Source organism: Shinella sumterensis, from assembly GCF_004514425.2.
GTDB lineage: Bacteria > Pseudomonadota > Alphaproteobacteria > Rhizobiales > Rhizobiaceae > Shinella > Shinella sumterensis.
In genome coordinates, this window is sequence record NZ_MYFN02000004.1 from 365819 (window position 1) to 387216 (window position 21398).

General features: G+C 64.1%; 19 protein-coding genes. 8 read left to right on the forward strand and 11 right to left on the reverse strand.

The annotated features are described in order from the left end of the window. Positions 1-11: 11 nt before the first annotated feature. The 4 genes from B5M41_RS10905 to lptF all read right to left on the reverse strand — a co-directional run bounded on the left by B5M41_RS10905 (position 12) and on the right by lptF (position 5653). Positions 12-944: a SurA N-terminal domain-containing protein gene (locus B5M41_RS10905; protein ID WP_413713167.1), complete on the reverse strand. Its 933-nt coding sequence runs from the start codon at positions 942-944 to the stop codon at positions 12-14. 127 nt (positions 945-1071) lie between these two features. Next, entirely contained in the window at positions 1072-3393 is a 2322-nt protein-coding gene (locus B5M41_RS10910; protein WP_134649841.1) for an LPS-assembly protein LptD, read from the reverse strand. Continuing rightward, positions 3393-4475, reverse strand: coding sequence for an LPS export ABC transporter permease LptG (gene lptG, locus B5M41_RS10915; protein ID WP_134649842.1), 1083 nt, complete (start codon positions 4473-4475; stop codon positions 3393-3395). Before lptG ends, B5M41_RS10910 begins: the two co-directional genes overlap by 1 nt. Continuing rightward, positions 4472-5653, reverse strand: coding sequence for an LPS export ABC transporter permease LptF (gene lptF, locus B5M41_RS10920; protein ID WP_134649843.1), 1182 nt, complete (start codon positions 5651-5653; stop codon positions 4472-4474). The genes lptG and lptF overlap by 4 nt, the downstream gene beginning before the upstream one ends. A 271-nt stretch (positions 5654-5924) precedes the next feature. Here lptF and B5M41_RS10925 point away from each other — a divergent pair, with 271 nt between their 5' ends. The 4 genes from B5M41_RS10925 (at position 5925) to B5M41_RS10940 (ending at position 9693) form a co-directional block, all read left to right on the forward strand. Next, entirely contained in the window at positions 5925-7415 is a 1491-nt protein-coding gene (locus B5M41_RS10925; RefSeq protein ID WP_134649844.1) for a leucyl aminopeptidase, read from the forward strand. A gap of 1 nt (position 7416) precedes the next feature. After that, positions 7417-7866 (forward strand): DNA polymerase III subunit chi, encoded by a 450-nt coding sequence (locus B5M41_RS10930; RefSeq protein WP_134649845.1) that lies wholly within the window; start codon positions 7417-7419, stop codon positions 7864-7866. A 60-nt stretch (positions 7867-7926) separates the two neighbouring features. Further along, complete coding sequence (locus tag B5M41_RS10935) at positions 7927-8328, forward strand: MarR family winged helix-turn-helix transcriptional regulator (protein WP_134649846.1); 402 nt, start codon at positions 7927-7929, stop codon at positions 8326-8328. Between the two features lie 72 nt (positions 8329-8400). After that, on the forward strand, positions 8401-9693 hold the full coding sequence (locus tag B5M41_RS10940) for an MFS transporter (RefSeq protein ID WP_134649933.1): 1293 nt from the start codon (positions 8401-8403) through the stop codon (positions 9691-9693). Positions 9694-9725: 32 nt separating this feature from the next. Here B5M41_RS10940 and B5M41_RS10945 read toward each other — a convergent pair whose 3' ends face one another. Continuing rightward, positions 9726-10652: a Gfo/Idh/MocA family protein gene (locus tag B5M41_RS10945; RefSeq protein WP_134649847.1), complete on the reverse strand. Its 927-nt coding sequence runs from the start codon at positions 10650-10652 to the stop codon at positions 9726-9728. Between the two features lie 248 nt (positions 10653-10900). On the opposite strand from B5M41_RS10945, the gene B5M41_RS10950 reads away from it, so the two are divergent. Beyond that, positions 10901-11476, forward strand: a complete 576-nt coding sequence (locus B5M41_RS10950) for a TRAP transporter small permease subunit (protein WP_134649848.1) — start codon at positions 10901-10903, stop codon at positions 11474-11476. Then, complete coding sequence (locus B5M41_RS10955) at positions 11473-13269, forward strand: TRAP transporter large permease (RefSeq protein WP_134649849.1); 1797 nt, start codon at positions 11473-11475, stop codon at positions 13267-13269. Before B5M41_RS10950 ends, B5M41_RS10955 begins: the two co-directional genes overlap by 4 nt. Positions 13270-13391: 122 nt before the next feature. On the opposite strand, the gene B5M41_RS10960 is transcribed toward B5M41_RS10955, so the two are convergent. The 5 genes from B5M41_RS10960 to B5M41_RS10980 form a co-directional block, all read right to left on the reverse strand. After that, the gene (locus tag B5M41_RS10960) at positions 13392-14498 is read right to left on the reverse strand and encodes a TRAP transporter substrate-binding protein (RefSeq protein ID WP_134649850.1); all 1107 of its coding nucleotides are present in this window, start codon (positions 14496-14498) and stop codon (positions 13392-13394) included. 191 nt (positions 14499-14689) lie between these two features. After that, positions 14690-16576 carry an ABC-F family ATP-binding cassette domain-containing protein gene (locus B5M41_RS10965; protein ID WP_134649851.1) on the reverse strand — a complete coding sequence of 629 codons (1887 nt, stop codon included), beginning with the start codon at positions 16574-16576 and terminating at the stop codon, positions 14690-14692. Between the two features lie 60 nt (positions 16577-16636). After that, positions 16637-17719, reverse strand: a complete 1083-nt coding sequence (locus B5M41_RS10970; protein WP_134649852.1) for a GGDEF domain-containing protein — start codon at positions 17717-17719, stop codon at positions 16637-16639. A 178-nt stretch (positions 17720-17897) separates the two neighbouring features. Then, complete coding sequence (locus B5M41_RS10975) at positions 17898-18182, reverse strand: hypothetical protein (protein WP_134649853.1); 285 nt, start codon at positions 18180-18182, stop codon at positions 17898-17900. A gap of 191 nt (positions 18183-18373) precedes the next feature. After that, positions 18374-18889, reverse strand: coding sequence for a DinB family protein (locus B5M41_RS10980; protein WP_134649854.1), 516 nt, complete (start codon positions 18887-18889; stop codon positions 18374-18376). 124 nt (positions 18890-19013) lie between these two features. On the opposite strand from B5M41_RS10980, the gene B5M41_RS10985 reads away from it, so the two are divergent. Both B5M41_RS10985 and ndk read left to right on the forward strand, forming a co-directional pair. Beyond that, a complete protein-coding gene (locus B5M41_RS10985; RefSeq protein ID WP_134649855.1) occupies positions 19014-19703 on the forward strand; it encodes a glutathione S-transferase family protein in 690 nt (229 codons plus the stop codon). 104 nt (positions 19704-19807) lie between these two features. Next, positions 19808-20230 carry a nucleoside-diphosphate kinase gene (ndk, locus tag B5M41_RS10990; protein ID WP_062274915.1) on the forward strand — a complete coding sequence of 141 codons (423 nt, stop codon included), beginning with the start codon at positions 19808-19810 and terminating at the stop codon, positions 20228-20230. Positions 20231-20349: 119 nt separating this feature from the next. Here ndk and B5M41_RS10995 read toward each other — a convergent pair whose 3' ends face one another. Next, positions 20350-21264, reverse strand: a complete 915-nt coding sequence (locus tag B5M41_RS10995; RefSeq protein ID WP_230640049.1) for a glycosyltransferase family 8 protein — start codon at positions 21262-21264, stop codon at positions 20350-20352. Positions 21265-21398: the final 134 nt, after the last annotated feature.

Sequence of the window (21398 nt, forward strand, 5' to 3'; positions counted from 1 at the left end):
CGGCGCTTTGCTCAGCGATCGGTGATCGTGGCCTTCTTGCGAAGCTCGGCGAGGAGCTTCTTGCTGTTTTCGTCGTTTTCGTTGCCCTTGGCTTTCGCGAGGTCTTCCGCACGGAAGACCATTTCTGCGGCGACGTCGTCATTGACCTCGCGCTTCATGCAGATCGCGAGATATTCGACGCCGCGTTCGGTCACGCGCGTGCCGGTGGTCTGGCCGGTCGCCTTTTCGATCAGCGGCTTCCAGTCCTCGGGCATCTGCGGCGCAAGCACCCGGCCAAGGTCGCGGATCGACACGTCATGCATCGTGGCGGCAAAGGCCTTGGCCTGGTCGCAGCCCGGGAATTTCGAGCGCGAGGCTTCCGCCTCCGACTTGCGCTTGCCGAGGATGGCGTTGCGGCGCTTTTCCGGAACGACGAAGATCACCTGCTTGAGGAAATATTCCGTCGTGACGGGCTTCTTGCCGCCATTCTCCTGCATGCGCTGGACGAGCGATTTGCCCGTACCGGAGCCGGCGAAACGCGCGTTCACCACGCGCGGCCAGCTCATCTGCAGCGCGATGAACTGCTTGAAATGCTCGGAGCCGACGCCGGCCTGGCTCAGGACCTTGCCGAGCTGCTCCGTCGTCATCTTGTTGGAGGAGGCGAAGCGTGCATAGGCGGCATCGACTTCCGACTGGCTGACGGACGCGCGCACGCGCAGGATCTCGTCGCGCTTGAGCGTATCCTCGATCAGCTGTTCGCGCGCCATGCTGCGAAGGTTGCCCTTGGCGCGTTGCAGCTTGAGGAAGTTCACCCGCTTTTCGACGTCACCGGTGGTGATCGCCGTGTTGTTGACGACTGCGACAACGGAGCTTGCCGCCTGCACCGTGCCGGCCGGCACGACGATTGCAACCGCCGCGGCCAGCGCCGCTCCCATCATCACGGAGCGTACCAGAGAGTGTCTCATCCCGTTCCCTTTCCCGTAGCCGTTCCGCATGGTTTGAGCGCACAATGCCCCTTAGGCGTGCTGCCATCCGGAAGTTCTTTTCCCGGATGTGCATAGTACATGCGGCTAAACAATGACAAGTGCAGCCTTAATCGCTGTCGGTGCCGATCTGGATGTCGCCGATCGTGCGGAACATCAGGCGGGCCATGACCGACCAGTCGTTCGCGGCGGTATTGCTCTTGTCGCGCGTCTGTTCATAGGCGATCGAGAAGAGCGTATCGCGGTCATCATAGGCGAAGCCGACGCCGTTGCGCGCGACGACCTTGTTGCTGATGTCATAGGTGACAGAGCCGAAGACAGACCAGTAGTCGCGGAACTTGAACGACGAGGTATTCTGGATTTCGCTTGCCGTTTCGTCGGCGCCGTAGAGCGGCTGAGCGGCGATGCGCGTATAGGTCGTCGTCGTGCTGAAGCGGTCGTTCGTGTAGCCGAGCGACACGTCGGAGCGGCGCAGCGACAGGTCGTCCTTGTCGAGGCGCGCACCCGTGGTGAAGGTGATGCCGATCGGCAGATCGACCCCCGCCATGCTGACATAGTCGGAGCTGTCCGTTTCCAGGCCGGAATTCGCACCCGCATTGACCAGATCAGGTGTCGCGAAGGAGTTCACGCCGCCGAGATGATAGGACTGGCCGACAATGCTGCGCAGCCGCATGCCGTTGTCGAACGTCCCGGTATAGCGCAGGCCGACATTGGCGCGACTGCCGCCTTCGATCCGGTCGAAGCCCGAGAACTTGTCGCGCTCGAACAGGTTGGAGGCGTCGAAGACGAAGCTTTGCGCATCTTCGTTCGGCAGGCGGCCGGCAAGATCCTCGTCCGGACGCAGATAGATCTGCGCGATCGGCTCGAAAATGTGGCTCGACGAGTCGGTCGTGACGAGAATCGGGTAACGGGCTTCCAGTCCCGCCGTCAGCATCGAGCGGGTCGCGCTGCCGGCCGTCTCGAAATCGCCGCCGTATCCGACCGGCGAACGGACGTCGAGGCGATGGACATCGCCGCGTGCCGCGAGCAGGGGCGTCAGCACCAGCCCGCCGGGCGCGATGAACTGGCGCTTCCATTCCACTTCGCTGGTGAACCGCGTCGAACCGCCTTCCAGACCCCCGAATCGTATACCACCGGGAACAAGCCTGCTGTCGGTCAGGTCGCGATCGATATTGGTGAAGTTGGTCGTGACGGAAAGCTCGCCGCCGAGAACCGGCTCCGGGACGATATACTGGTGATCGAGAACCTGGGCGATAGCCTGCTTGCGCTCGGCTGTATTGTTGATATCGGCGTCCTGGACGTCGAAGTAGAACGCACGCAAGTCGAAGCTGTTGCGGCGGCTCAGGCCCGTCAGATAGGCCTGGTTCACATAGGTGCTGCTCCTGAAACGCTGGATGCTGTATGTGCGCGAGAAATTGTTGTCGCTCTGCAGCATTGCGTTCCAGCCGAACGCCCAGCGCGGATTGATCTGGAATCTGCCCGTCGTGCCGACCATGCCACGCGTCGTCTCGAGCTGGTCGCTCGTCCCGGCGGTGAAGCGGTCCGGATCCGACTGGTTGATGCCGGCGGCATGCAGCGTCACCATGCCGTTGTGGAAGCGCTTGCGGAACTCCGCTTCCATCAGGAAGCCCTGACTGGTCAGGCCCGTCGGTGAGAGCGTCGCATCCATGTCGGGGGCGATCGCGATATAATAAGGCGTCGTGACGCCGAAACCGAGCTTCTGGTCGAAACGGAACTGCGGGAAAAGGAAGCCGGTTTTCCGCTTTACGGTATGATCGGGCACTTCCAGCACGGGAATATAAGCGACCGGCCTGCCGAACATCTCAAAGCGCGCACGCTCGAGACGAATCGTCTTGGTGCGGCCGTTCTGCACGACACGCTCGGCCTTGACCTCCCAAACGCCGCGATAGGTCGGATTGGTCGCGCAGGGCGTACAGGCGGTATAGACGGCGTGGTTGAGGATCATCTCCTCGTCATTGACGCGCTCGCCGCTCGTTGCGGCAAGCTTCGTCAGATCGGTCGTCTCGACGCGCACGGCGTTGACGAAGCCGTTCGCGAAATCGTCCGACAGGTCCATTTCATCGCCATAGAGGCGGTTGCCCGTCGGTTCGATCAGCTCGATATTGCCATAGGCCTTCACCCGGCCGGTCTTCTGGTCATAGACCACCTGGCGGGCGACCAGCTTGTAGCCGGCATAATTGATCTGCACCGCGCCGCGTGCGGTGACGGTCTCGTTGTCCTTGTTGTAGACAACCTCGTTTGCCGCCAGAAGCAGCTTGCTGCCCTCAGGGACATTCGGCGCCATCGCATCGACGCGCGCGTTCTGGGAATATGCGGGGACTGCGGATGCGGACATGAGGGCGCACGCGGCCGCACCTGCAAGCAGGGCGGCTTTCGACCACCGATTCGTTTTGCGGGCGCCTGCCGCCACTAGCCGTCCTCCTGATGCAGAAGAATCGTCGCTCCCAAGGACATCGCGACGACCACTGGGAGCCAAGCCGCAACGAACGGAGGAACAACACCGCTGCTTCCGAATGCCTTCACAAGCACGGTGACGACATAAAGCATGAAGCCCGAAAGGATTCCACCCAGAATCACCGCACGCGATTGATTAAACCGGCTAAATTTCAATGATACACAGGCGGCGATCAGCGTCATCGCAACCAGGAGAAGAGGCAGCGCCAGCATCGTGTGAAGCTGCGTTTCCATCGCATGCGTCGGAAAGCCGAAGGATTTGGCCGCCTCGATTTTCCGTCCCAGATTGAAAAAGGCAATGGTTTCAGGCTTTTCAAGGCTTTCCTGAACGAATTCCTGTTTCAGGTTGGTACGAAGCTGTACCTCGTTGAGACGCACGGGTAATTCGCCGGCGCGCGTTTCGCGCACATTCTTAAGAAGCCAGTAACCATCTTCCAAAGTCGCCTGGTCTGCGTCCTGGCGAAGCGTGATGCGATTGTCGGTATCGAAGTGGATGACGGACACGTTCATCAGGCGCATTCCGCCGTCGAGAACGGCCTTTGCGCCGATGATGGCCTGGTCATTGCCGTAGATCTGGCGCAGCCACGGCACGGCGGTCTCGGAGCGGGCCGCGTTGGTCGCGCCCCACGATGCCTCGAACTCTTGCGCCTTCTTGCTGCCCCAGGCGGCGAGCGGGTTGATCGTCAGGATCGCGGCCACGCCGAACAGGAAGGCGCCGAGCAGGAAGGGGCGGAGAAACTGCCATGCGGAAATGCCCGCGGCGCGGGTCACCACCAGCTCATAGCGCCGGTTGAGCGAGATCAGCGCGGCCATGCCGGCGAAGAGCGCGACGAAAGGCACCGTCTGCATCAGGATCATCGGAATGCGCAGCGCGGTGACCACGAGGCCCATCCCCAGCGTATAGCCGGGCAGGCCGCCGACGCGATTGGACATCTCGCTGAAGTCGATGATGAAGACGAGCGCGAAGATGCCCAGCAGGAACCAGAGGGTGGTGACGATGTACCGGCGGAAGAAATAGAGATCGAGCGTGCGGATCATGGCTGCTTGCCTCCGCCGGGCAGGGCGCGGCTCTTCACGAAGCGCGACCGGAACTTATCCACGACCTCCGTCAGCCGCTCGCCTGCCGAACTGGGAAGATCGAGGCTCTTGTTGCGTGCAAGATACCGGATGGCGATCGCTGCCGTCAGGAGCGGGATGATATACATGACGGGAATGAAATAGGCGGATTTTTCGGCGCTGTTGGAGGCGTAGAAACTCGCCCAGCGCACGAAGAGCGCCGTCAGGAGCGCCGTCACCATCGGATGCAGCCGTGCTTCGCGGTGCGAACGGGCGTCGCCGCTCACCACCAGCGCGATCAGGCCGAAGACCGCCGGAAACAGCCATTCGGTGAAGCGGCGGTGCAGCTCGGCGCTGAAGGCCAGCGGGTTGTTCTTGTAATGCGTATCCGCGGGATCGGGATTGAGCAGGTAGGCGAGGTCGCGATCCTTCGGGCGGATGTTCGCCGTGCCCGCGTTCTGCGTCAGGTCGGCGAGGTCGAAGGCGTAGGAATCGAACTTGATGATCGAGACGCTTCCATCGGGAAGCTTGCGGTGCACTTCACCGTCCTTCATCACCAGCGCCGCGCTGTTCTCGTCCACCGCGCCTTCGCGGGCATAATAGATCATCTCGAAGCGCGGATCGCGCGTGTCGGCAACGAAGAGACCGTGCAGCACGCCGCCGTTGCGGCGCTCCGCCACCTGCACATAGAGACCGTCGGTCACCTTGCGGAACGTGTTTTCCTGCACGACCGAGGAGAGCATGTCCGCATTGGCGGTGGCGATCATCTGGCGCACGGCCATGCGCGAATAGGGCTCGACGAAATTGTCCACGGCGAAGGAGGCGACGCTCGTGGCCATGGCGAGGATCATGACCGGCTTGATGATGGTCATGCGCGAACTGCCGGCGGCGTTCAGCACGGTCAGTTCCGAATCGCTGTTCATCACCGTCAGCGTCTGCGCCACGCCGATGACCAGCGCGAAGGGCAGGATGATCGGGATGACAGAGGGAAGGATGAGCGTCGCGAGCCGCAGGAAGGCGAAGATCGACTGACCGCTGTCGGTGACGAGATTGACGCTGGTCAGCGCCTGCGTGACCCAGACGATGCCGATCAGCGGCAGAAGCGTTGCCGCGAACATGAGCGACGCCCGCCGCAGGATATAGCGCTCGATCAGTTTCATCGTTCAGTCCGCGTGGTCCAAAGGCGGCTCCGGTCAGCGCCCCCTGGCGCCCCTCTGCGGAACTGCAATGGGCATATAAGCTTTCTTGAGGCTGACGCCATACCCAGGAGTCTCCACCCGGATGGAAAATTTATGGCGAACAAGCATGGTTAACGTTCTCTAAACAACCGAACGCATCTTGCCAAGCGCTGCAAAAGCGACAAGGAGTCGATGTGATCGCGGGCCTTGCCCGCCCCGCCGGCGGGTTCCGGCGTCACATGCGGAGTAAGTCATGGCATCCAGGTTCGACATCGGTTTCGCAAAGACGGCACGCGCTTCGGGCGGCGTCGCAATCCTCCTGCAGGCCGCCGGCCAGCCGGCCGCAGGGCTGGCGGATGTCGACCCGGGCAATGTCGTGGCGCGCGCGGCCGACGTGGCGAAATTCACCGGCAAGGCGCTGAAGAGCCTGGACGTTCTCGCCCCCCACGGCGCCCCGGTCGATCGCATCCGCGTGCTCGGCCTCGGCGAGGCGGACCGGCTCGTTGCGCATGACTGGTTGAAGGCCGGCGGCGCCGCGGCCGCCAAGATCGGCCGGGCCGACAAGGTGACCGTCTATCTCGATGCGCCCGGCGTCACGGTCAGCGCGCGCAACGCCGCCGATTTCGCGCTCGGCATGCAGCTCGGCGCCTACAGCTTCGATACCTACAAGACCAAGAAGGGCGACGAAGACGAGGCGAAGCCCGGCAAGCCGGTGAAGGTGACGCTCGTCACCGCCGCCGCCAGCGCCGCAAAGAAGGCCAGCGAGGTCTCCGACGCCGTCGCCGAGGGCGTCATCCTCGCCCGTGACCTCGTCAACGAGCCGGCCAACGTGCTCGGCCCCGTCGAGTTCGCCGCCCGCGCCAAGGCGCTGGAGAAGCTCGGCGTCGCGGTGGATATCCTCACCGAGCGCGAGATGAAGAAACTCGGCATGGCAGCACTTCTCGGTGTCGCGCAGGGCTCCGTGCGTCCGCCGCGCCTTGCGGTCATGCACTGGAAGGGCGGCAAGGAGAAGGACCGTCCGATCGCCTTCATCGGCAAGGGCGTGGTGTTCGATACCGGCGGCATCTCCATCAAGCCGGCTGCCGGCATGGAGGACATGAAGGGCGACATGGGCGGCGCGGCCGCCGTCATCGGCCTCATGCACACGCTTGCCGCGCGCAAGGCGAAGGCCAATGTCATCGGCATCATCGGCCTTGTGGAAAACATGCCCGACGGCAATGCGCAGCGCCCCGGCGATATCGTGACATCCATGTCGGGCCAGACCATCGAGGTCATCAACACGGATGCCGAGGGCCGGCTCGTGCTGTGCGATGCGCTCTGGTACTGCAACGAGACCTTCAAGCCGCAGTTCATGGTGAACCTCGCCACGCTGACCGGCGCCATCATGGTCGCGCTCGGCAGCCACCACGCGGGCCTGTTCTCGAACGACGATACGCTCGCCACGCGCCTCACCGCGGCGGGTCTCGCCACCAACGAACGCCTGTGGCGCATGCCGCTCGGACGCGAATACGACAAGATGATCGACAGCAAGTTCGCCGACATGAAGAACACCGGCGGCCGTTACGCGGGATCGATCACCGCCGCCCAGTTCCTCCAGCGCTTTGTCAAGGACACGCCCTGGGCACATCTCGACATTGCCGGTACGGCGATGGGCTCTCCGACGGACGAGATCAACCAGTCCTGGGCCTCGGGCTTCGGCGTGCGGCTGCTCGATGAGCTCGTGCGCGCGAATTACGAGGGATGAGGTGAGCGAGGTCCTCTTCTATCACCTGACCGAATCGAAGCTCGAGGATGCGCTGCCGCCGCTCCTCGACAAGAGCCTCGAGCGCGGCTGGCGCGTCGTCGTGCAGACCGGCGATGCCGAACGGCGCGACGCCATCGACACCCATCTGTGGACGTTCCGCGAGGACAGTTTCCTGCCGCACGGCACCGACGAGCAGGCTTTCGCCGCCGACCAGCCGGTGCTGGTGACGGCAACGCCCGACAATGCGAACGCCGCGAATGTGCGCTTCATCGTCGCCGGTGCGGTCCCGCCGCCGCTCGATGCCTATGAGCGCGTGATCTTCATGTTCGACGGCTACGACCAGGCGGAGGTCGAGACCGCGCGCGAGCACTGGAAGCGCCTGAAAGGCGAGGGCCACCAGCTCACCTACTGGCAGCAGGACACCGACGGGCGCTGGATGAAGAAGGCCTGATAGGGCGATCGTCTGCGCTCTCGTCTTGCAAGTTCGGAATCATGGGTATATACCCGCGAAATGAGCAAGGATCTCTGCCACTGCATTTTGCTGCGCAAGGCGTCGCGCAGGGTCTCGTCCTACTATGACGAGGCGCTGGCCCCGCTTGGCGTGAACATCGCCCAGTTCAGCCTTCTCCGGAACATCAACCGCATGGCGCCGGTATCGCTGACGGATCTGGCCGCCCGGGTCGAACTCGACCGCTCGACCGTCGGCCGCAATGCCAAGGTGCTGGAGCGCATGGGGCTGGTGGAAATCCGACCCGGCAAGGATCAGCGCGAGGCGACGCTTCTGGTCAGCGCGCCGGGCAAGGCGATCCTGCTTGAAGGGGCGCCGCTCTGGGATCGCGCGCAGGCCGATATCGAAACCCGCCTGGGCGCGGATGGCGCCGGCCGGCTGCGGGATCTCCTCGCGGCGCTCTGACTTTTTTGCTTTTAAAAGGGTATATACCCGCAATTCCACCGCGACGCCGGTGCTGACGAAAGGGACGTGACGATGGTTTCGGCAAATGTCGCCAGATGGATGGCGGCCAGGAATGTGCACTATGGCTGGGTGGTGGCCGCGACCACCTTCCTCACCATGCTGGCGACGGCCGGCGCCATGGGCTCGGCGGGCGTGATGATCCAGCCGCTGCACCAGGAATTCGGCTGGGACATCGCCGACATCTCCTCGGCCATGGCCGTTCGGCTCGTGCTCTTCGGTCTGCTCGGCCCCTTCGCAGCCGCCTTCATGAACCATTTCGGCATCCGTCAGGTGGTGGCGGCGGCCCTGTCGCTCATCATGGGCGGCATCGTCCTGTCCTTCTTCATGACCGCGGTCTGGCAATTGCTGCTGCTGTGGGGCGTCGTCATCGGCGTCGGCACGGGCATGACGGCGCTGGTGCTCGGCGCGACCGTCGCCACCCGCTGGTTCTCCAAGCGCCGCGGCCTCGTCGTCGGCCTGATGACGGCGAGCAACGCGACGGGCCAGCTCGTCTTCCTGCCACTGCTCGCCGCCCTCACGGAAGCCTATGGCTGGCGCACGGCGCTCACGCTCTCCGTCGCCGTCATCGCCACCGCGATGGTGCTCGTCCTTCTCATGATGCGCGATCACCCGGCCGATGTCGGTCTTCCTGCCTATGGCGAAACGGCGGTCGTCGCGCCGCCGAGGCAGGATCACAAGCTTGGCGCCACGCTGCTCGCACCGCTCGTCACGTTGAAGAGCGTCTCCGGCAATCCGGTGTTCTGGGTGCTGTTCGGCACGTTCTTCGTCTGCGGCCTCTCGACCAACGGCCTGATCCAGACGCACTGGATCTCGATCTGCGGCGATTTCGGCATGGCGGCCGTCACGGCGGCAAGCACGCTCGCCGTCATCGGCGTGTTCGATTTCTTCGGCACCGTCTTCGCCGGCTGGCTGTCGGATCGCTACGACAACCGCGTCCTGCTGTTCTGGTTCTACGGCCTGCGCGGCCTGTCGCTGCTTTATCTGTCCATCTCGGGCTTCAGCTTCGTGGAACTGTCGGTCTTCGCCGTGTTCTACGGCCTCGACTGGGTCGCCACGGTGCCGCCGACGGTCAAGCTGGCGGCCGAGAATTTCGGCCGCGAGAAGGCCGGCCTGGTGTTCGGCTGGGTCTTCGCCGGCCACCAGCTCGGCGCGGCCACTGCCGCCTTCGGCGCCGGCTACCTCAAGAGCGACTTTAACACCTACATGCCGGCGCTGCAGATCGCGGGGCTGATGTGCATCCTCGCCGCGCTGTCGGTCATGCTGCTCAAGCGCCCCCAGCCGCGCCCGCTCGCCGCACAGGCCTGAACGACAAAAGGCCCGCCGAAGCGGGCCTTTTCTCAATCGTGAAAAGCGTCGACGAACTTGCGCCGCCCCAGCATGAAGGCGTCCGCCACGTGGCGCAGCGGCGCCAGGTCGACATCCGACCGTCCCGCCTTGATGATTTCCGCAAACCGCTTGTAGAGCATCGGATATTCCTGCTCCGGCTCGTCATGCGTGAGCGTGCCGTCGATGGAAAGCTTTGCGCCGCCTTCCGACAGCACCATCTCGCCGGCCTCGGTCTGGGCCACGATGTCCCAGCTCTGCTTGCCGGTCTGGCGCCAGTCGAACGCGGCCTTGAGGTCGAGGCCCTTCGCGTCGGTGAAGGTGATGGCGGCGGCGATCGGCGCGTCGCGGTTCTCAGGGAATTCCAGCGTGGCCTCGGTGATGAAGACCGGCCGCGGCAGGATGTGGGTGACGATCGATAGCGCGTTGATGCCGGGATCGAACACGCCCAGGCCGCCCGCCTGCCAGATCCAGTCCTGGTTCGGGTGCCAGTGGCGCACGTCTTCCTTCCAGATCACCTGCATGGAGCGGATCGTCGTGGCGGACAGGAAGCGCTTTGCGGCCTCCACGGCCGGCGCATAGCGCGAATGCCAGCTGGCGAAGAGGGAAAGCCCCTTGGAGGCTGCCAGCGCCTCCAGATCGGCCACTTCCGAAAGCGTCGCGCCCGGCGGCTTTTCCAGGAAGACGTGCTTGCCGGCCGAAAGCGCCTTTTCGGCAGCCTCGTAGCGGTATTGCGGCGGCATGCAGAGCGACACGGCGTCGATAGCGGGCACGGCCGCAAGCATCTCGTCGATCGATTTGAAATTGTCGATGCCGTCGACCACGCCATGCCGGCTTGCGGCGGCGATCAGCGTGTAATCGCCATTCTTGGCGACGGCCGGAAGATGCTGGTCGCGCACGATCTTGCCGACGCCGACGATTGCGAGATTGATCGGTGCCATGTCTCCACCCTCATTTGTATGATGATTGCGCCGCTGTTTTAGCAGAACCCTTTGCCGCGGCAAGGCATCATCGTGGCGATAACTGCCTATTCCTTATGCACCACGTCTGCGGCCCGCCGCGCGGCATTCGTCTTTTGTCTAATAAGGGTGGTGCCGGTCCGGTTTCTGACTTGCAAGCGTCGATGAAATTGGCACTCTGGCCAGGCTGGGCACCATAGAAAAAGAACGCCACGCGGGGAGGAATATTCATGAAGACACTGCTGGTTTTCAGCCGGCTGATCGATGCTGTCACGGAAAGTGTCGGCAAGGCGGTCGGCTGGCTCATCCTGGTTGCCGTACTCGTCAGCGCCGGCAATGCCGTCGTCCGCAAGGCATTCAACATATCGTCGAACGCCTGGCTCGAGGCGCAGTGGTATCTGTTCGGTGGCGCCTTCATGCTGGCCGCCGCCTATACGCTGGCGCAGAACGAGCACATCCGCATCGACGTGGTCTACGGCAAGTTCTCCCGCCGGGTGCAGCACTGGATCGACCTGCTCGGCCATTGCCTGTTCCTGATGCCCTTCGTGCTTTTGATGATCTACTACCTCGTGCCCTACGTGCTGATGTCCTATCGCTCGGGCGAGGGCTCCTCCAGCGCCGGCGGCCTCATCGTCTGGCCCGCCAAGGCCATCCTGCTTGCCGGCTTCCTGCTTCTGGCCGCCCAGGGCGTTTCGGAGATCATCAAGAAGATCGCGATCATGCGCGGTGACATGGACGATCCCACCCCCTACGTGCCGACGCACGCGCCGCTCGATACGGCCGTGGCTGGGGAGAAGGGCGCATGATCGAGTTCATCGCTGACAACCTCGCACCGATCATGTTCGTGTCGCTGATCGTGTTCCTCCTGCTCGGCTATCCCGTGGCCTTCTCGCTGGCGGCAAACGGTCTGCTCTTCTTCGTCATCGGCGTGGAACTCGCGCCGCTCTCCGATTCGATCAACCTCTCCTGGCCGCTGCTGAACGCGATGCCGGAACGGCTATGGGGGGTGATGTCGAACGACACATTGCTCGCCATCCCCTTCTTTACCTTCATGGGCATCGTGCTCGAACGGTCCGGCATGGCCGAGGACCTGCTCGACACGATCGGCCAGCTCTTCGGGCCGATTCGCGGCGGCCTGGCCTATGCGGTCATCTTCGTCGGCGCGCTGCTGGCGGCCACCACCGGCGTCGTCGCCGCCTCGGTCATCGCCATGGGCCTCATCTCGCTGCCCATCATGCTGCGCTACGGCTATGACCGGTCGATCGCCTCGGGCGTCATTGCCGCCTCGGGCACGCTCGCCCAGATCATCCCGCCGTCGCTCGTGCTGATCGTTCTGGCCGACCAGCTCGGCCGCTCCGTCGGCGACATGTATGCAGGCGCGCTGATTCCCGGCCTGGTCCTGACCGGGCTCTACATGCTCTACATCCTGATCATGACGTTCCTGAAGCGGGACTCCATGCCGGCGCTCCCGCTGGAGGCGCGGTCGCTCGGGTCGGGCGTCACCTCGCTGATCGTCGCGCTCGCCGTGGCGGCCGGCATCGCCTATGCCGCACATGTCTATCTCTACCCGACGCATGGCGAGAATGCCGATATCCTCGGCGGCACGGTCGGCGTCATCTTCATCTATATCGTGGCGCTGGCCGACAAGGGCCTGAACATCAACATGATGTCGCGGCTCGCCCAGCAGGTTATCATCGTGCTGATCCCGCCGCTGGCGCTGATCTTCCTGGTGCTCGGCACCATCTTCCTCGGCATCGCCACGCCCACGGAAGGCGGCGCCATGGGTGCGGTCGGCGCGCTCGTCATGGCGGCGGCGAAAGGCCGGCTCAACCTGGACGTCATGCGCTCGGCGCTTGCCGCCACCACGCGCCTCTCGTCCTTCGTGCTGTTCATCCTCATCGGCGCGCGCGTCTTCTCGCTCACCTTCTACGGCGTGAACGGGCACCTGTGGGTCGAGCACCTGCTGGTCTCGATGCCGGGCGGCGAGACGGGCTTCCTGATCGCGGTGAACGTTCTGGTCTTCTTCCTGGCGTTCTTCCTCGATTTCTTCGAGCTCGCCTTCATCATCGTGCCGCTGCTCGCACCCGCCGCCGACAGGCTCGGCATCGACCTCATCTGGTTCGGCGTGCTGCTCGGCATCAACATGCAGACGAGCTTCATGCATCCGCCCTTCGGCTTCGCGCTCTTCTACCTCCGCTCGGTCGCCGCCAAGATTCCCTATCTCGACAAGGTCACCGGCAAGCGCATGGAGCCGGTCACCACGGGCCAGATCTACTGGGGCGCGGTCCCCTTCGTCGGCATCCAGATCCTGATGGTGGCGCTGACCATCATGTTCCCCGGCATGGTCATGCACTACAAGGGTGATGGCAGCGGCGTCGATCCCGCCACGATCAAGATCGAGGTCCCCGGCTTCGGCGGCAGCGGCGGCGGTCTCGGCCTGCCGGACAATGGCGGCGGCCTCGGCTTGCCCGGCGGCCTGCAACTGCCCGCCGGAAACCCGCTGGACGGCGGCGGTGCGCAGCAGCCGGCCGAAGGCGGCCAGCAAGGCACCGGACAGAAACCCGCCACCGATCTCTCCAGCCCGCCGTCGTTCAATTGACGGGGGGCGGCAGCCGGATGGGCACCGCAAAGCGCTGCCCATCCGGCGACACTCAAACAAAAAACGAAAACCCCGGAGCGTCGCCGCTCCGGGGTTTTCCATGTTTCGTTCCGACGTGCTGATTAAAGCTTGTTCGCGCGCTGCTGGAGCATCATGAAGGTGTCGTAGTTGTATTCGGCGATCTGCAGGTTGAGGTAATACTCGCCGCGGAAGGCCTTGATGGAATCCCATATTTTCTTGAACATCGGGTTTGCCGCTTCCATCTCCGCATAGACCTCGTTGGCGGCGTCGAAGCAGGCCGACAGGATCTCCTGGCTGAACGGGCTGAGCTTGGCGCCGGCCGCGACGAGGCGCTTGATCGCCGGCGGGTTCAGCCAGTCGTATTTCTGCAGCATGTCGGCGTCGGTCGCCTGGCAGGCGGTGCGCAGCAGCGATTGGTAGTTCTTCGGAAGACCTTCGTAAGCCGTCTTGTTGAACAGCGCATGCACCGTCGGGCCGCCTTCCCAGAAGCCGGGATAGTAGTAGTAGGGCGCGACCTTCACGAAGCCGAGCTTCTCGTCGTCATAGGGCGTGGTCCATTCGGCCGCGTCGATCGTGCCCTTTTCCAGAGCAGGATAGATGTCGCCGCCGGCGATCTGCTGCGGCACGACGCCGAGCTTCTCGACGACCTTGCCCGCGAACCCGCCGATGCGCATCTTCAGGCCCTGGAGGTCGGCGACGGTCTTGATCTCCTTGCGGAACCAGCCGCCCATCTGCACGCCGGTATTGCCGCCCGGAAAGCCGATCAGGCCCTGGGTCGCCAGGAACTCGTTGAACAGGTCGATGCCGCCGCCGTGGTACTGCCAGGCATTCATGCCGCGCGCATTGAGCGCGAAGGGCACGGCCGCACCCAGCGCCCAGACCGGGTCCTTGCCCCAGTAGTAGTAGGACACGGTGTGGGCGGCTTCCACGGTGCCGGCGGATGCGGCGTCGGCGGCCTGGAGGCCCGGCACGATTTCGCCGGCCGCGAAGACCTGGATCTGGAAATTGCCGTCGGTGGCTTCGGAAAGGTATTTCGACAACACCTCCGCGCCGCCATAGATCGTATCGAGCGATTTCGGGAACGACGAGGCGAGCCGCCAGTTGATCTTCGGGTTGCTTTGCGCGAGGGCCGGCGCAGCGAGCACGGCGGAGGCTGCGCCGCCCACACCTGCGACACCGGCTTTCTTGATGAACGAACGGCGATCCATGGTTTCCTCCCAGTGGCGGGCAGGGCTCCTCAACCCCACCCTGTGTGACCGGGGAAAGCTAATCATGCCGGGATGCGGGTTTCAAGCGAAGATAGGGCAGGATAAATCCCCCTCGCTACGACTTTCGTCTTAGAGGATGGCGCGCGCGACACGCTGGTTTTGCGGGCGTTGTGCCGGGCCGGCCGGGCTGGTCAGCCGGCCATCGCCTCTTCGTATTCCGCCGACAGCTCCAGCCATTGCTCCTCGGCCTCGTTGAGCTTGTCGGCGGCCATGGCGCGCAGCTTGGCCTTCTCGGCGGCCTTGGCCGGGCTCTTCTCGTAGAGCGCGGGGTCCGCAAGCTCCGCATCAAGCAGTTGAATCTGCTTGTTCAGTTTCGCCGTCAGGGATTCGATTTCATTGATCTTTTTCTTGAGCGGCGCAAATTGCGCGCGCCGGTCGGCATTGGCCTTGCGCTGGTCGGCCTTGTTGGCGGTATCGCCGCTCGCCGCCGGCTTGTCCTTGTCGTCCCGCTTGCCGGATTGCACGATGAGGCCGCGATAATCCTCCATGTCGCCTTCGAAGGCCTTCACGGTGCCGTTGTTGACCAGCCACAGCCGGTCGACGGTCGCCTCGATCAGGTGCCGGTCGTGCGAGATGAGGATGACGGCGCCCTCGTAATCGTTCAGCGCCTCGATCAGCGCGCGGCGGCTGTCGATGTCGAGGTGGTTGGTCGGCTCGTCGAGAATGAGCAGGTTCGGCGCGTCGAAGGCGGCAAGGCCCATGAGGAGGCGTGCCTTTTCACCACCAGACAGGTCCTTGGCGGGCGTGGACATCTTTTCCGTCGCAAGCCCCATCTGGGCCACGCGGGCGCGCACCTTGGCTTCCGGCGCCTCCGGCATCAGCCGGCGCACATGCTCGACGGGCGACTGGTCGGGAATGAGGTCGTCCAGCTGGTGCTGCGCGAAGAAGCCGATCTTCAGCCCCGGCGCCCGCTTGACCACGCCCGATTCCGCCTCCAGCCGGCCCGAGATGAACTTGGCGAAGGTCGACTTGCCGTTGCCGTTCGAGCCGAGCAGCGCGATGCGGTCGTCATTGTCGATGCGCAGGTTGATCTGCCTGAGGATCGGCTTGCCCGGCGCATAGCCCACCGCGCCGCCCTCGATGGCGATGATCGGCGAGGCCGGCTGCTTTTCCGGCTCGGGAAAGGTGATCGGCTGCACATGGGTCTCGATGACGGCGGCCACCGTGCCCATGCGCTCCAGCGCCTTGATGCGGCTTTGCGCCTGCCGCGCCTTCGTCGCCTTCGCGCGGAAGCGATCGATGAAGCTTTGCAGATGCTTGCGCGCGGCGTCGTTCTTGGCCTTCGCCTTCATCTGCAATTCGTCGTTCTCGGCCTTCTGGCGCTCGAACTGGTCGTAGGAGCCGCGGTAGAAGGTCAGCTTCTGCTGGTCGAGATGCACGATGGCGTTGACGGCCGTGTTGAGCAGGTCGCGGTCGTGGCTGATGATGATCACGCTGTGCGGATAGCGCCGCACATAGTCTTCCAGCCACAGCGTGCCTTCGAGGTCGAGATAGTTCGTCGGCTCGTCGAGCAAAAGCAGGTCCGGCTCGGAAAACAGCACGGCCGCCAGCGCCACGCGCATGCGCCAGCCGCCGGAGAAGCTTTTCGCCGGCCGCTGCTGCGCCTCGTGGTCGAAGCCCAGGCCGGCAAGAATGCTTGCCGCGCGCGCCTCGGCCGAATGCGCGCCGATATCGGTGAGCCGCGTCTGGATTTCGGCGATGCGGTGCGGGTCGCTGGCCGTCTCCGCCTCCTTGAGAAGCGCGGCGCGTTCCTTGTCGGCGGCCAGCACGATCTCGATCAGCGCGTCGTCCGTGCCGGGGGCTTCCTGCGCCACCTGGCCGATGCGTGCATTCTTCGGCAGCGTGATCGTCCCGGCCTCCGGCGAGAGCGCGCCGGTGATGATGCGAAACAGCGTGGACTTGCCGGTGCCGTTGCGCCCGACGAGACCCGCCTTCGTGCCGGAAGGCAGCGAAAGCGACGCGTTGTCGATGAGGAGACGCCCGGCGATGCGGGCGGTGAGGCCGGAAATCGTGATCATGGCGGGTCTATAACCAAATCCCGCGAAAGTGCGAAGCGCTTTTGCGCGCTTTGCGCCGTCTCAGGCGGCCGCGCCGCCGCGATAGGTGCGGCCGGCCCGCTCGGCCACCTCCGCGGAGTAGATGCGCAGCGCCATCCCCGTCTCCGACGCATAGGCCAGCGCCTGGTCGGCCTGTTCGCAGAGCATTACGGGCGTCTTTGCCGAATCGGTCATCGAGAGACCGGCCGTCAGCGTCAGGAAGCCCGCCGGCAGTTCGCGGTCGAGGAAGGGAAACGGCATGTCCGCCACCTTGTCGGCCATCCGCCGCGCGATGCCGGTGGCGATCTCGCGTGTCACGTCGCTGAGCAGCAGGCAGAAGAGGTCCGGCCCGGTGCGCGCGACGAGGTCGTTCTTCTTCACCGACTGGCGGAAGAGGGTGGCCAGCCGCTTCACCGTCTTCTCGTCCGCCCCGGCGGCGTGGCTTTCGGCGAATTCCCGCAGTTGCTCGACGCGGAACACCAGCAATGCGCATGTGCCCGCCGCAGCCTTGTCCTCGAAGATGCCCTTGAGATGGCCGAGAAGCGCGGCCTGGTTGGCGAGCCCCGTCACCGGGTCGTGGGTCAGCGCCTCGCGGCTTGTGACGAGGCCTGAGCGCAGGCTGTCGAGATGGGATTGCAGGTCGCCGATGCGGGCGGACGCCATCCGGTCGGTGCCGAGAATATCCTGCGTGAGGGAAAGAAGCCGCGTCGCATCGCTGGCGAAGTCGGAAATGCCGAGCACCGGGTCACGCTTCATGCGGGCGGCGATTTCCTCCAGTTCCTGCACGGCGACGGCGCGCTGGCGCTGGCTCTCCTCGGCGGTTTTGGCGATTTCGCAGAGCACGCGCACGGCGTCGTCGGCCGCCTTGCCGGCCGCCAGCGCATTGTGGCTGGGCAGGGCATGCCGTAGCGCGATGGCATCGAGCGAAAGCTGGTCGGGCGTCTTGCCCAGCGCCGCGATCTCCCGCGCCACGCCGGCATTGCCGTTCAGTGCTTCGAACAGCAGCTCGTAGTTGCGCGGAAGCGCTGCGATGCCGAGGTTCGCCATCAGCTGCGCGATGCGCGCCGCGATCGGCGGAACGGCCTGTTGTGTGTCCTTTGAAGCGGTGGACGCCTTGCTGTTCATGAAACGCCGTCGGGTTCGGCGCGGGCAGGTTTGCCCACGCGCAGGAATTGTCGGCGTAACTATCGGATTGCGCGGTTAATTTTACGTTCGCTCACGAACGATGGGCCGTCTCCTGACGATTGCCGGGTCCATCGGGTGTATCGCTGTGCGACACCCGCTATGGACGCCGGCCGTTCCGTCAGGCGGTGCGCCGCGCAAGGGGCAGGGCGCGCATCACCTGGCCGATCACCGTCAGGCGCTGCTTCTTTGCGGCCCGCGCGATGCGGTTCTGCTGCAGGTCGCGCAACGCGGCGGCATAGCCCTCCGCCCGCGCATCCTTCAGCGCTACCTCGAAGGTCTTCTCAATGACCGGGTAGCACTCCTCCGGCAGGTAGGCGTTCGGGGCATCGGTGCCATACACACGCGCCATCTTGCAAAGCGTACTGCCGAGCAGGGCTGCCCACTCTTCGTTCGTTCTTGCCATAAGCTTTCCTCTCATCGGGCGAGGCACGCGCCATGAGCGTGGCCCCAACGGAAGCGACTATGCTGCCACCGATCGCCGCATGGCTGTCACCTGGGTGACACGCATGCCGCAGCCCCCGAAATCGGTGTCGAGCGCTTCCATATTCCTCGACTGTATCACTACTATTGCAGGAGTCGACCCGTCTCCGCACCTCAGATGTGCAGAAAAACCTTTCCCTCGCTGCGGACGAAATAGGTGAGGTCGAGCGGCACGCTCGGTCCGCCCAGCGCCGTCAGCATGGCATGGCACTGTCCGCGATGGTGGGTCTGGTGGTTGAAGACATGGGTAAGCGCAAGGCCGAGCGGGTGGGTTATCTCGCCCGGATTGCTGAGCGGACTGTAGGTCACATCGGCGGCGATCTGCGCTTCGCTGAGCGAATCGATGAAGGCGCCAAGCCGCTCGTCCTCCCTCTGCCGTGCCGCATGAAGCCCTTCGAAGTCCTCGTACAGGATGGCGGCGAGGCTGGTCGGCGCGTCGCCTTCGCCCGTGAAGCGTTTCAGCCAGATGCGGTCGGCGGCGAGCAGATGGTTGAGCGTGCCGTGCAGCGAGCGGAAGAACGCGCCGAGGTCGCGGCGGAAATCGGCGTCGTCGAGCTTGGCGACCGCGTCATAGAGCCTGGCATTCGCCCAGCCGTTATAGGCGCAAAACATCCGGTAGTGATCGTGCATCTGGTTCTCCTTGGATCGGCCAGTATAAGGCGCCGTGCATTTCGCGGATGAATGCGACGCATGAAATTATCTGATTTGAAGCCGCGCCCGCCGTGCGTTTCAATGCGCTGAACGGAGGCTTCCCATGACCCGATTGCTCTATGCGCTTGCCGGTACCGACAAGACCCGCCAGTTTTCGCCCCATGTGTGGAAAACGGTGATGTCGCTTGCCCACAAGGGGCTGGATTACCGGACGGTCCCCGTCGGCTTCACAGAGATACCCGCAATCGAGGACGGCGCGACCGCGACGGTGCCGCTGCTGCGCGATGGCGACAGGCTGGTGCGTGACAGTTTCGATATCGCCCTTTATCTCGACGAGGCCTACCCGGATCGCCCCACGCTGTTCGGCGGCGAGGGCGGCAAGGCCATGGCGCGCTTCATCGAGGCATGGTCGCAGTCGACCCTGCACATGGCCGTCACCCGCATCGCCATTCTGGATATTCACGACCTGCTCGGCCCCGTCGACCGCGATTATTTCCGCCGCAGCCGCGAAGGGCGCCTCGGCGCGTCGCTGGAGGATATCGCCGCGGCCGGAAAACAGGAGATCGAGGGCTTCGCGAAGAAGCTCCAGCCGTTGCGCAACATGCTGAACGTGCAGCCGTTCATCGGCGGCGATGGCCCGCTTTTCGCCGATTACATCGTCTTCGGCGCGCTGCAATGGCTGCGCACCACGGCGGGAACGAAGGTGCTGGAGGGGGACGATCCGGTTGCCCTGTGGTTCGAGCGCTGCCTTGATCTGCACGGCGGCGCGGGGCGGCGCGTGACGGCGGCATGAAACTTTCATCCTGAAGGCGCCAAACATCGCCACCCCCTTGTTTTGCCGGGCATTGGCAGCTATTGAACCGCCACTTTCACCGGAAAACCAAGGGAAACCTAAAAATGGCGATTGAACGCACCTTTTCGATGATCAAGCCGGACGCGACGAAGCGCAACCTCACCGGCGCCATCACCAAGATGCTCGAAGACGCAGGCCTGCGCGTCGTGGCGTCCAAGCGCGTCTGGATGAGCAAGCGCGAAGCCGAAGGCTTTTACGCCGTGCACAAGGAGCGTCCCTTCTTCGGCGAGCTCGTCGAAGGCATGACCTCGGGCCCGACGGTCGTCCAGGTCCTGGAAGGCGAGAACGCCATCCTGAAGAACCGCGAAATCATGGGCGCCACCAACCCGGCCAACGCCGACGAAGGCACCATCCGCAAGACCCACGCTCTCTCCATCGGCGAGAACTCGGTCCACGGCTCCGACGCCCCGGAAACCGCCGCCCAGGAAATCAAGTACTGGTTCTCCGACACCGAAATCGTCGGCTGAATCACTTCCTCCGGCCCCGGCCGGAAGATATTGAAATAATTATGAAACCGGGACCAAAAGGTCCCGGTTTTCGTTTGTGGTGGGGATGTCTGGGCTGGCCTTATCTGCCGCGCGCATCATCAACGAAAATGCGCGCGAACCCTGCCAGTCTTCGACAGCGTCGTCAGCAGCGTGGAATAGTGGCCGGCAAAGCTCGCCATATTATCGGTAAGAGACGAGGCCTTGCAGAACGGCGCCCAAGCGGTGCCTTCGAGCGCCTGGCGGTAGAACGCCTTCATCCTGCGGTGCGCCCATGGCATCACGGCCTGCCACGGCTTCTTGCGTCCTGTGAAATGCACGATGGCCGGCTGTTTGATGAAGGGCAGGATACCGGTCTGCGCGTTGTAGCGCGCGTCGAGCCGATGCCAGTTCCCATCATAGGCGATGTTCAGCACATCCTGATCGTGCGACGGAAACCGCTCCGGTTCCCGTTCGAACGTCTCGCGCGCCTTTCGGATCAGGCCGTCCTCGAGGCTTCTTTTCCAGTCGAACAGCAAAACCCCTGCATTGAAATATCGCCCGCCGCTCTTCAGTCCGATCCTTTGCTGCCGGCGCTCGATCTTCTCCGGAAAAGCCATGACGTAGTCGTCGACCGCACCGAGCGCCTTGACGCCGAGGTCCGCCTGGAAAAGCTCATCCAGTGATGCCACGGCGACCGCATCCGCGTCGATGTAGAGAAGTCGGTCGATAGTGTCGGGGACGATGAGATCCATGTAAAGCCGCGCCAGCGTTGCGCGCGACCACCGCCCGAAGGCGGGTCCATCCACCCTCGGCGTCGGGTCGGGCAGCACGTCGATGGTGATCGAATGCCGTTCTGCGAAGGCGGCGATCTCTTTGAGCTGTTTTTCCTCCGCGCCGAGCGCCAGCAGCAGAAGTTTTGCGTTGATGGCCTTCAGGTTGGTGTGGATCGACAGCAAAGCGCAGCAGGCGGCCGGCAGCATATTGGCGTCGGCGCAGGCAATCGCACCATAGTTCAGAGCGGGGGTTGGTGACATGAAGACGGCACTCCGACCGGTAAGGGCATGAAACTTTTGGCCGGCCGCGCGGGCACGCCGCCGGGAGCGTCAATATACGATGCCGCCCCTGTTCGGAAGGGACCGCGTCGGAAACCCGCCGATTGATGTGCGCA

What these genes read in the sequence shown, in the direction of transcription:
- B5M41_RS10905 (WP_413713167.1), bottom strand. Translation starts at nt 944, where the DNA reads ATGAGACACTCTCTGGTACGCTCCGTGATGATGGGAGCGGCGCTGGCC.
- lptF (WP_134649843.1), bottom strand. Translation starts at nt 5,653, where the DNA reads ATGAAACTGATCGAGCGCTATATCCTGCGGCGGGCGTCGCTCATGTTC.
- B5M41_RS10980 (WP_134649854.1), bottom strand. Translation starts at nt 18,889, where the DNA reads ATGCACGATCACTACCGGATGTTTTGCGCCTATAACGGCTGGGCGAAT.
- lptG (WP_134649842.1), bottom strand. Translation starts at nt 4,475, where the DNA reads ATGATCCGCACGCTCGATCTCTATTTCTTCCGCCGGTACATCGTCACC.
- B5M41_RS10970 (WP_134649852.1), bottom strand. Translation starts at nt 17,719, where the DNA reads ATGAACAGCAAGGCGTCCACCGCTTCAAAGGACACACAACAGGCCGTT.
- B5M41_RS10965 (WP_134649851.1), bottom strand. Translation starts at nt 16,576, where the DNA reads ATGATCACGATTTCCGGCCTCACCGCCCGCATCGCCGGGCGTCTCCTC.
- B5M41_RS10960 (WP_134649850.1), bottom strand. Translation starts at nt 14,498, where the DNA reads ATGGATCGCCGTTCGTTCATCAAGAAAGCCGGTGTCGCAGGTGTGGGC.
- B5M41_RS10975 (WP_134649853.1), bottom strand. Translation starts at nt 18,182, where the DNA reads ATGGCAAGAACGAACGAAGAGTGGGCAGCCCTGCTCGGCAGTACGCTT.
- B5M41_RS10995 (WP_230640049.1), bottom strand. Translation starts at nt 21,264, where the DNA reads ATGTCACCAACCCCCGCTCTGAACTATGGTGCGATTGCCTGCGCCGAC.
- B5M41_RS10985 (WP_134649855.1), top strand. Translation starts at nt 19,014, where the DNA reads ATGACCCGATTGCTCTATGCGCTTGCCGGTACCGACAAGACCCGCCAG.
- B5M41_RS10950 (WP_134649848.1), top strand. Translation starts at nt 10,901, where the DNA reads ATGAAGACACTGCTGGTTTTCAGCCGGCTGATCGATGCTGTCACGGAA.
- B5M41_RS10955 (WP_134649849.1), top strand. Translation starts at nt 11,473, where the DNA reads ATGATCGAGTTCATCGCTGACAACCTCGCACCGATCATGTTCGTGTCG.
- B5M41_RS10945 (WP_134649847.1), bottom strand. Translation starts at nt 10,652, where the DNA reads ATGGCACCGATCAATCTCGCAATCGTCGGCGTCGGCAAGATCGTGCGC.
- B5M41_RS10935 (WP_134649846.1), top strand. Translation starts at nt 7,927, where the DNA reads ATGAGCAAGGATCTCTGCCACTGCATTTTGCTGCGCAAGGCGTCGCGC.
- B5M41_RS10925 (WP_134649844.1), top strand. Translation starts at nt 5,925, where the DNA reads ATGGCATCCAGGTTCGACATCGGTTTCGCAAAGACGGCACGCGCTTCG.
- ndk (WP_062274915.1), top strand. Translation starts at nt 19,808, where the DNA reads ATGGCGATTGAACGCACCTTTTCGATGATCAAGCCGGACGCGACGAAG.
- B5M41_RS10940 (WP_134649933.1), top strand. Translation starts at nt 8,401, where the DNA reads ATGGTTTCGGCAAATGTCGCCAGATGGATGGCGGCCAGGAATGTGCAC.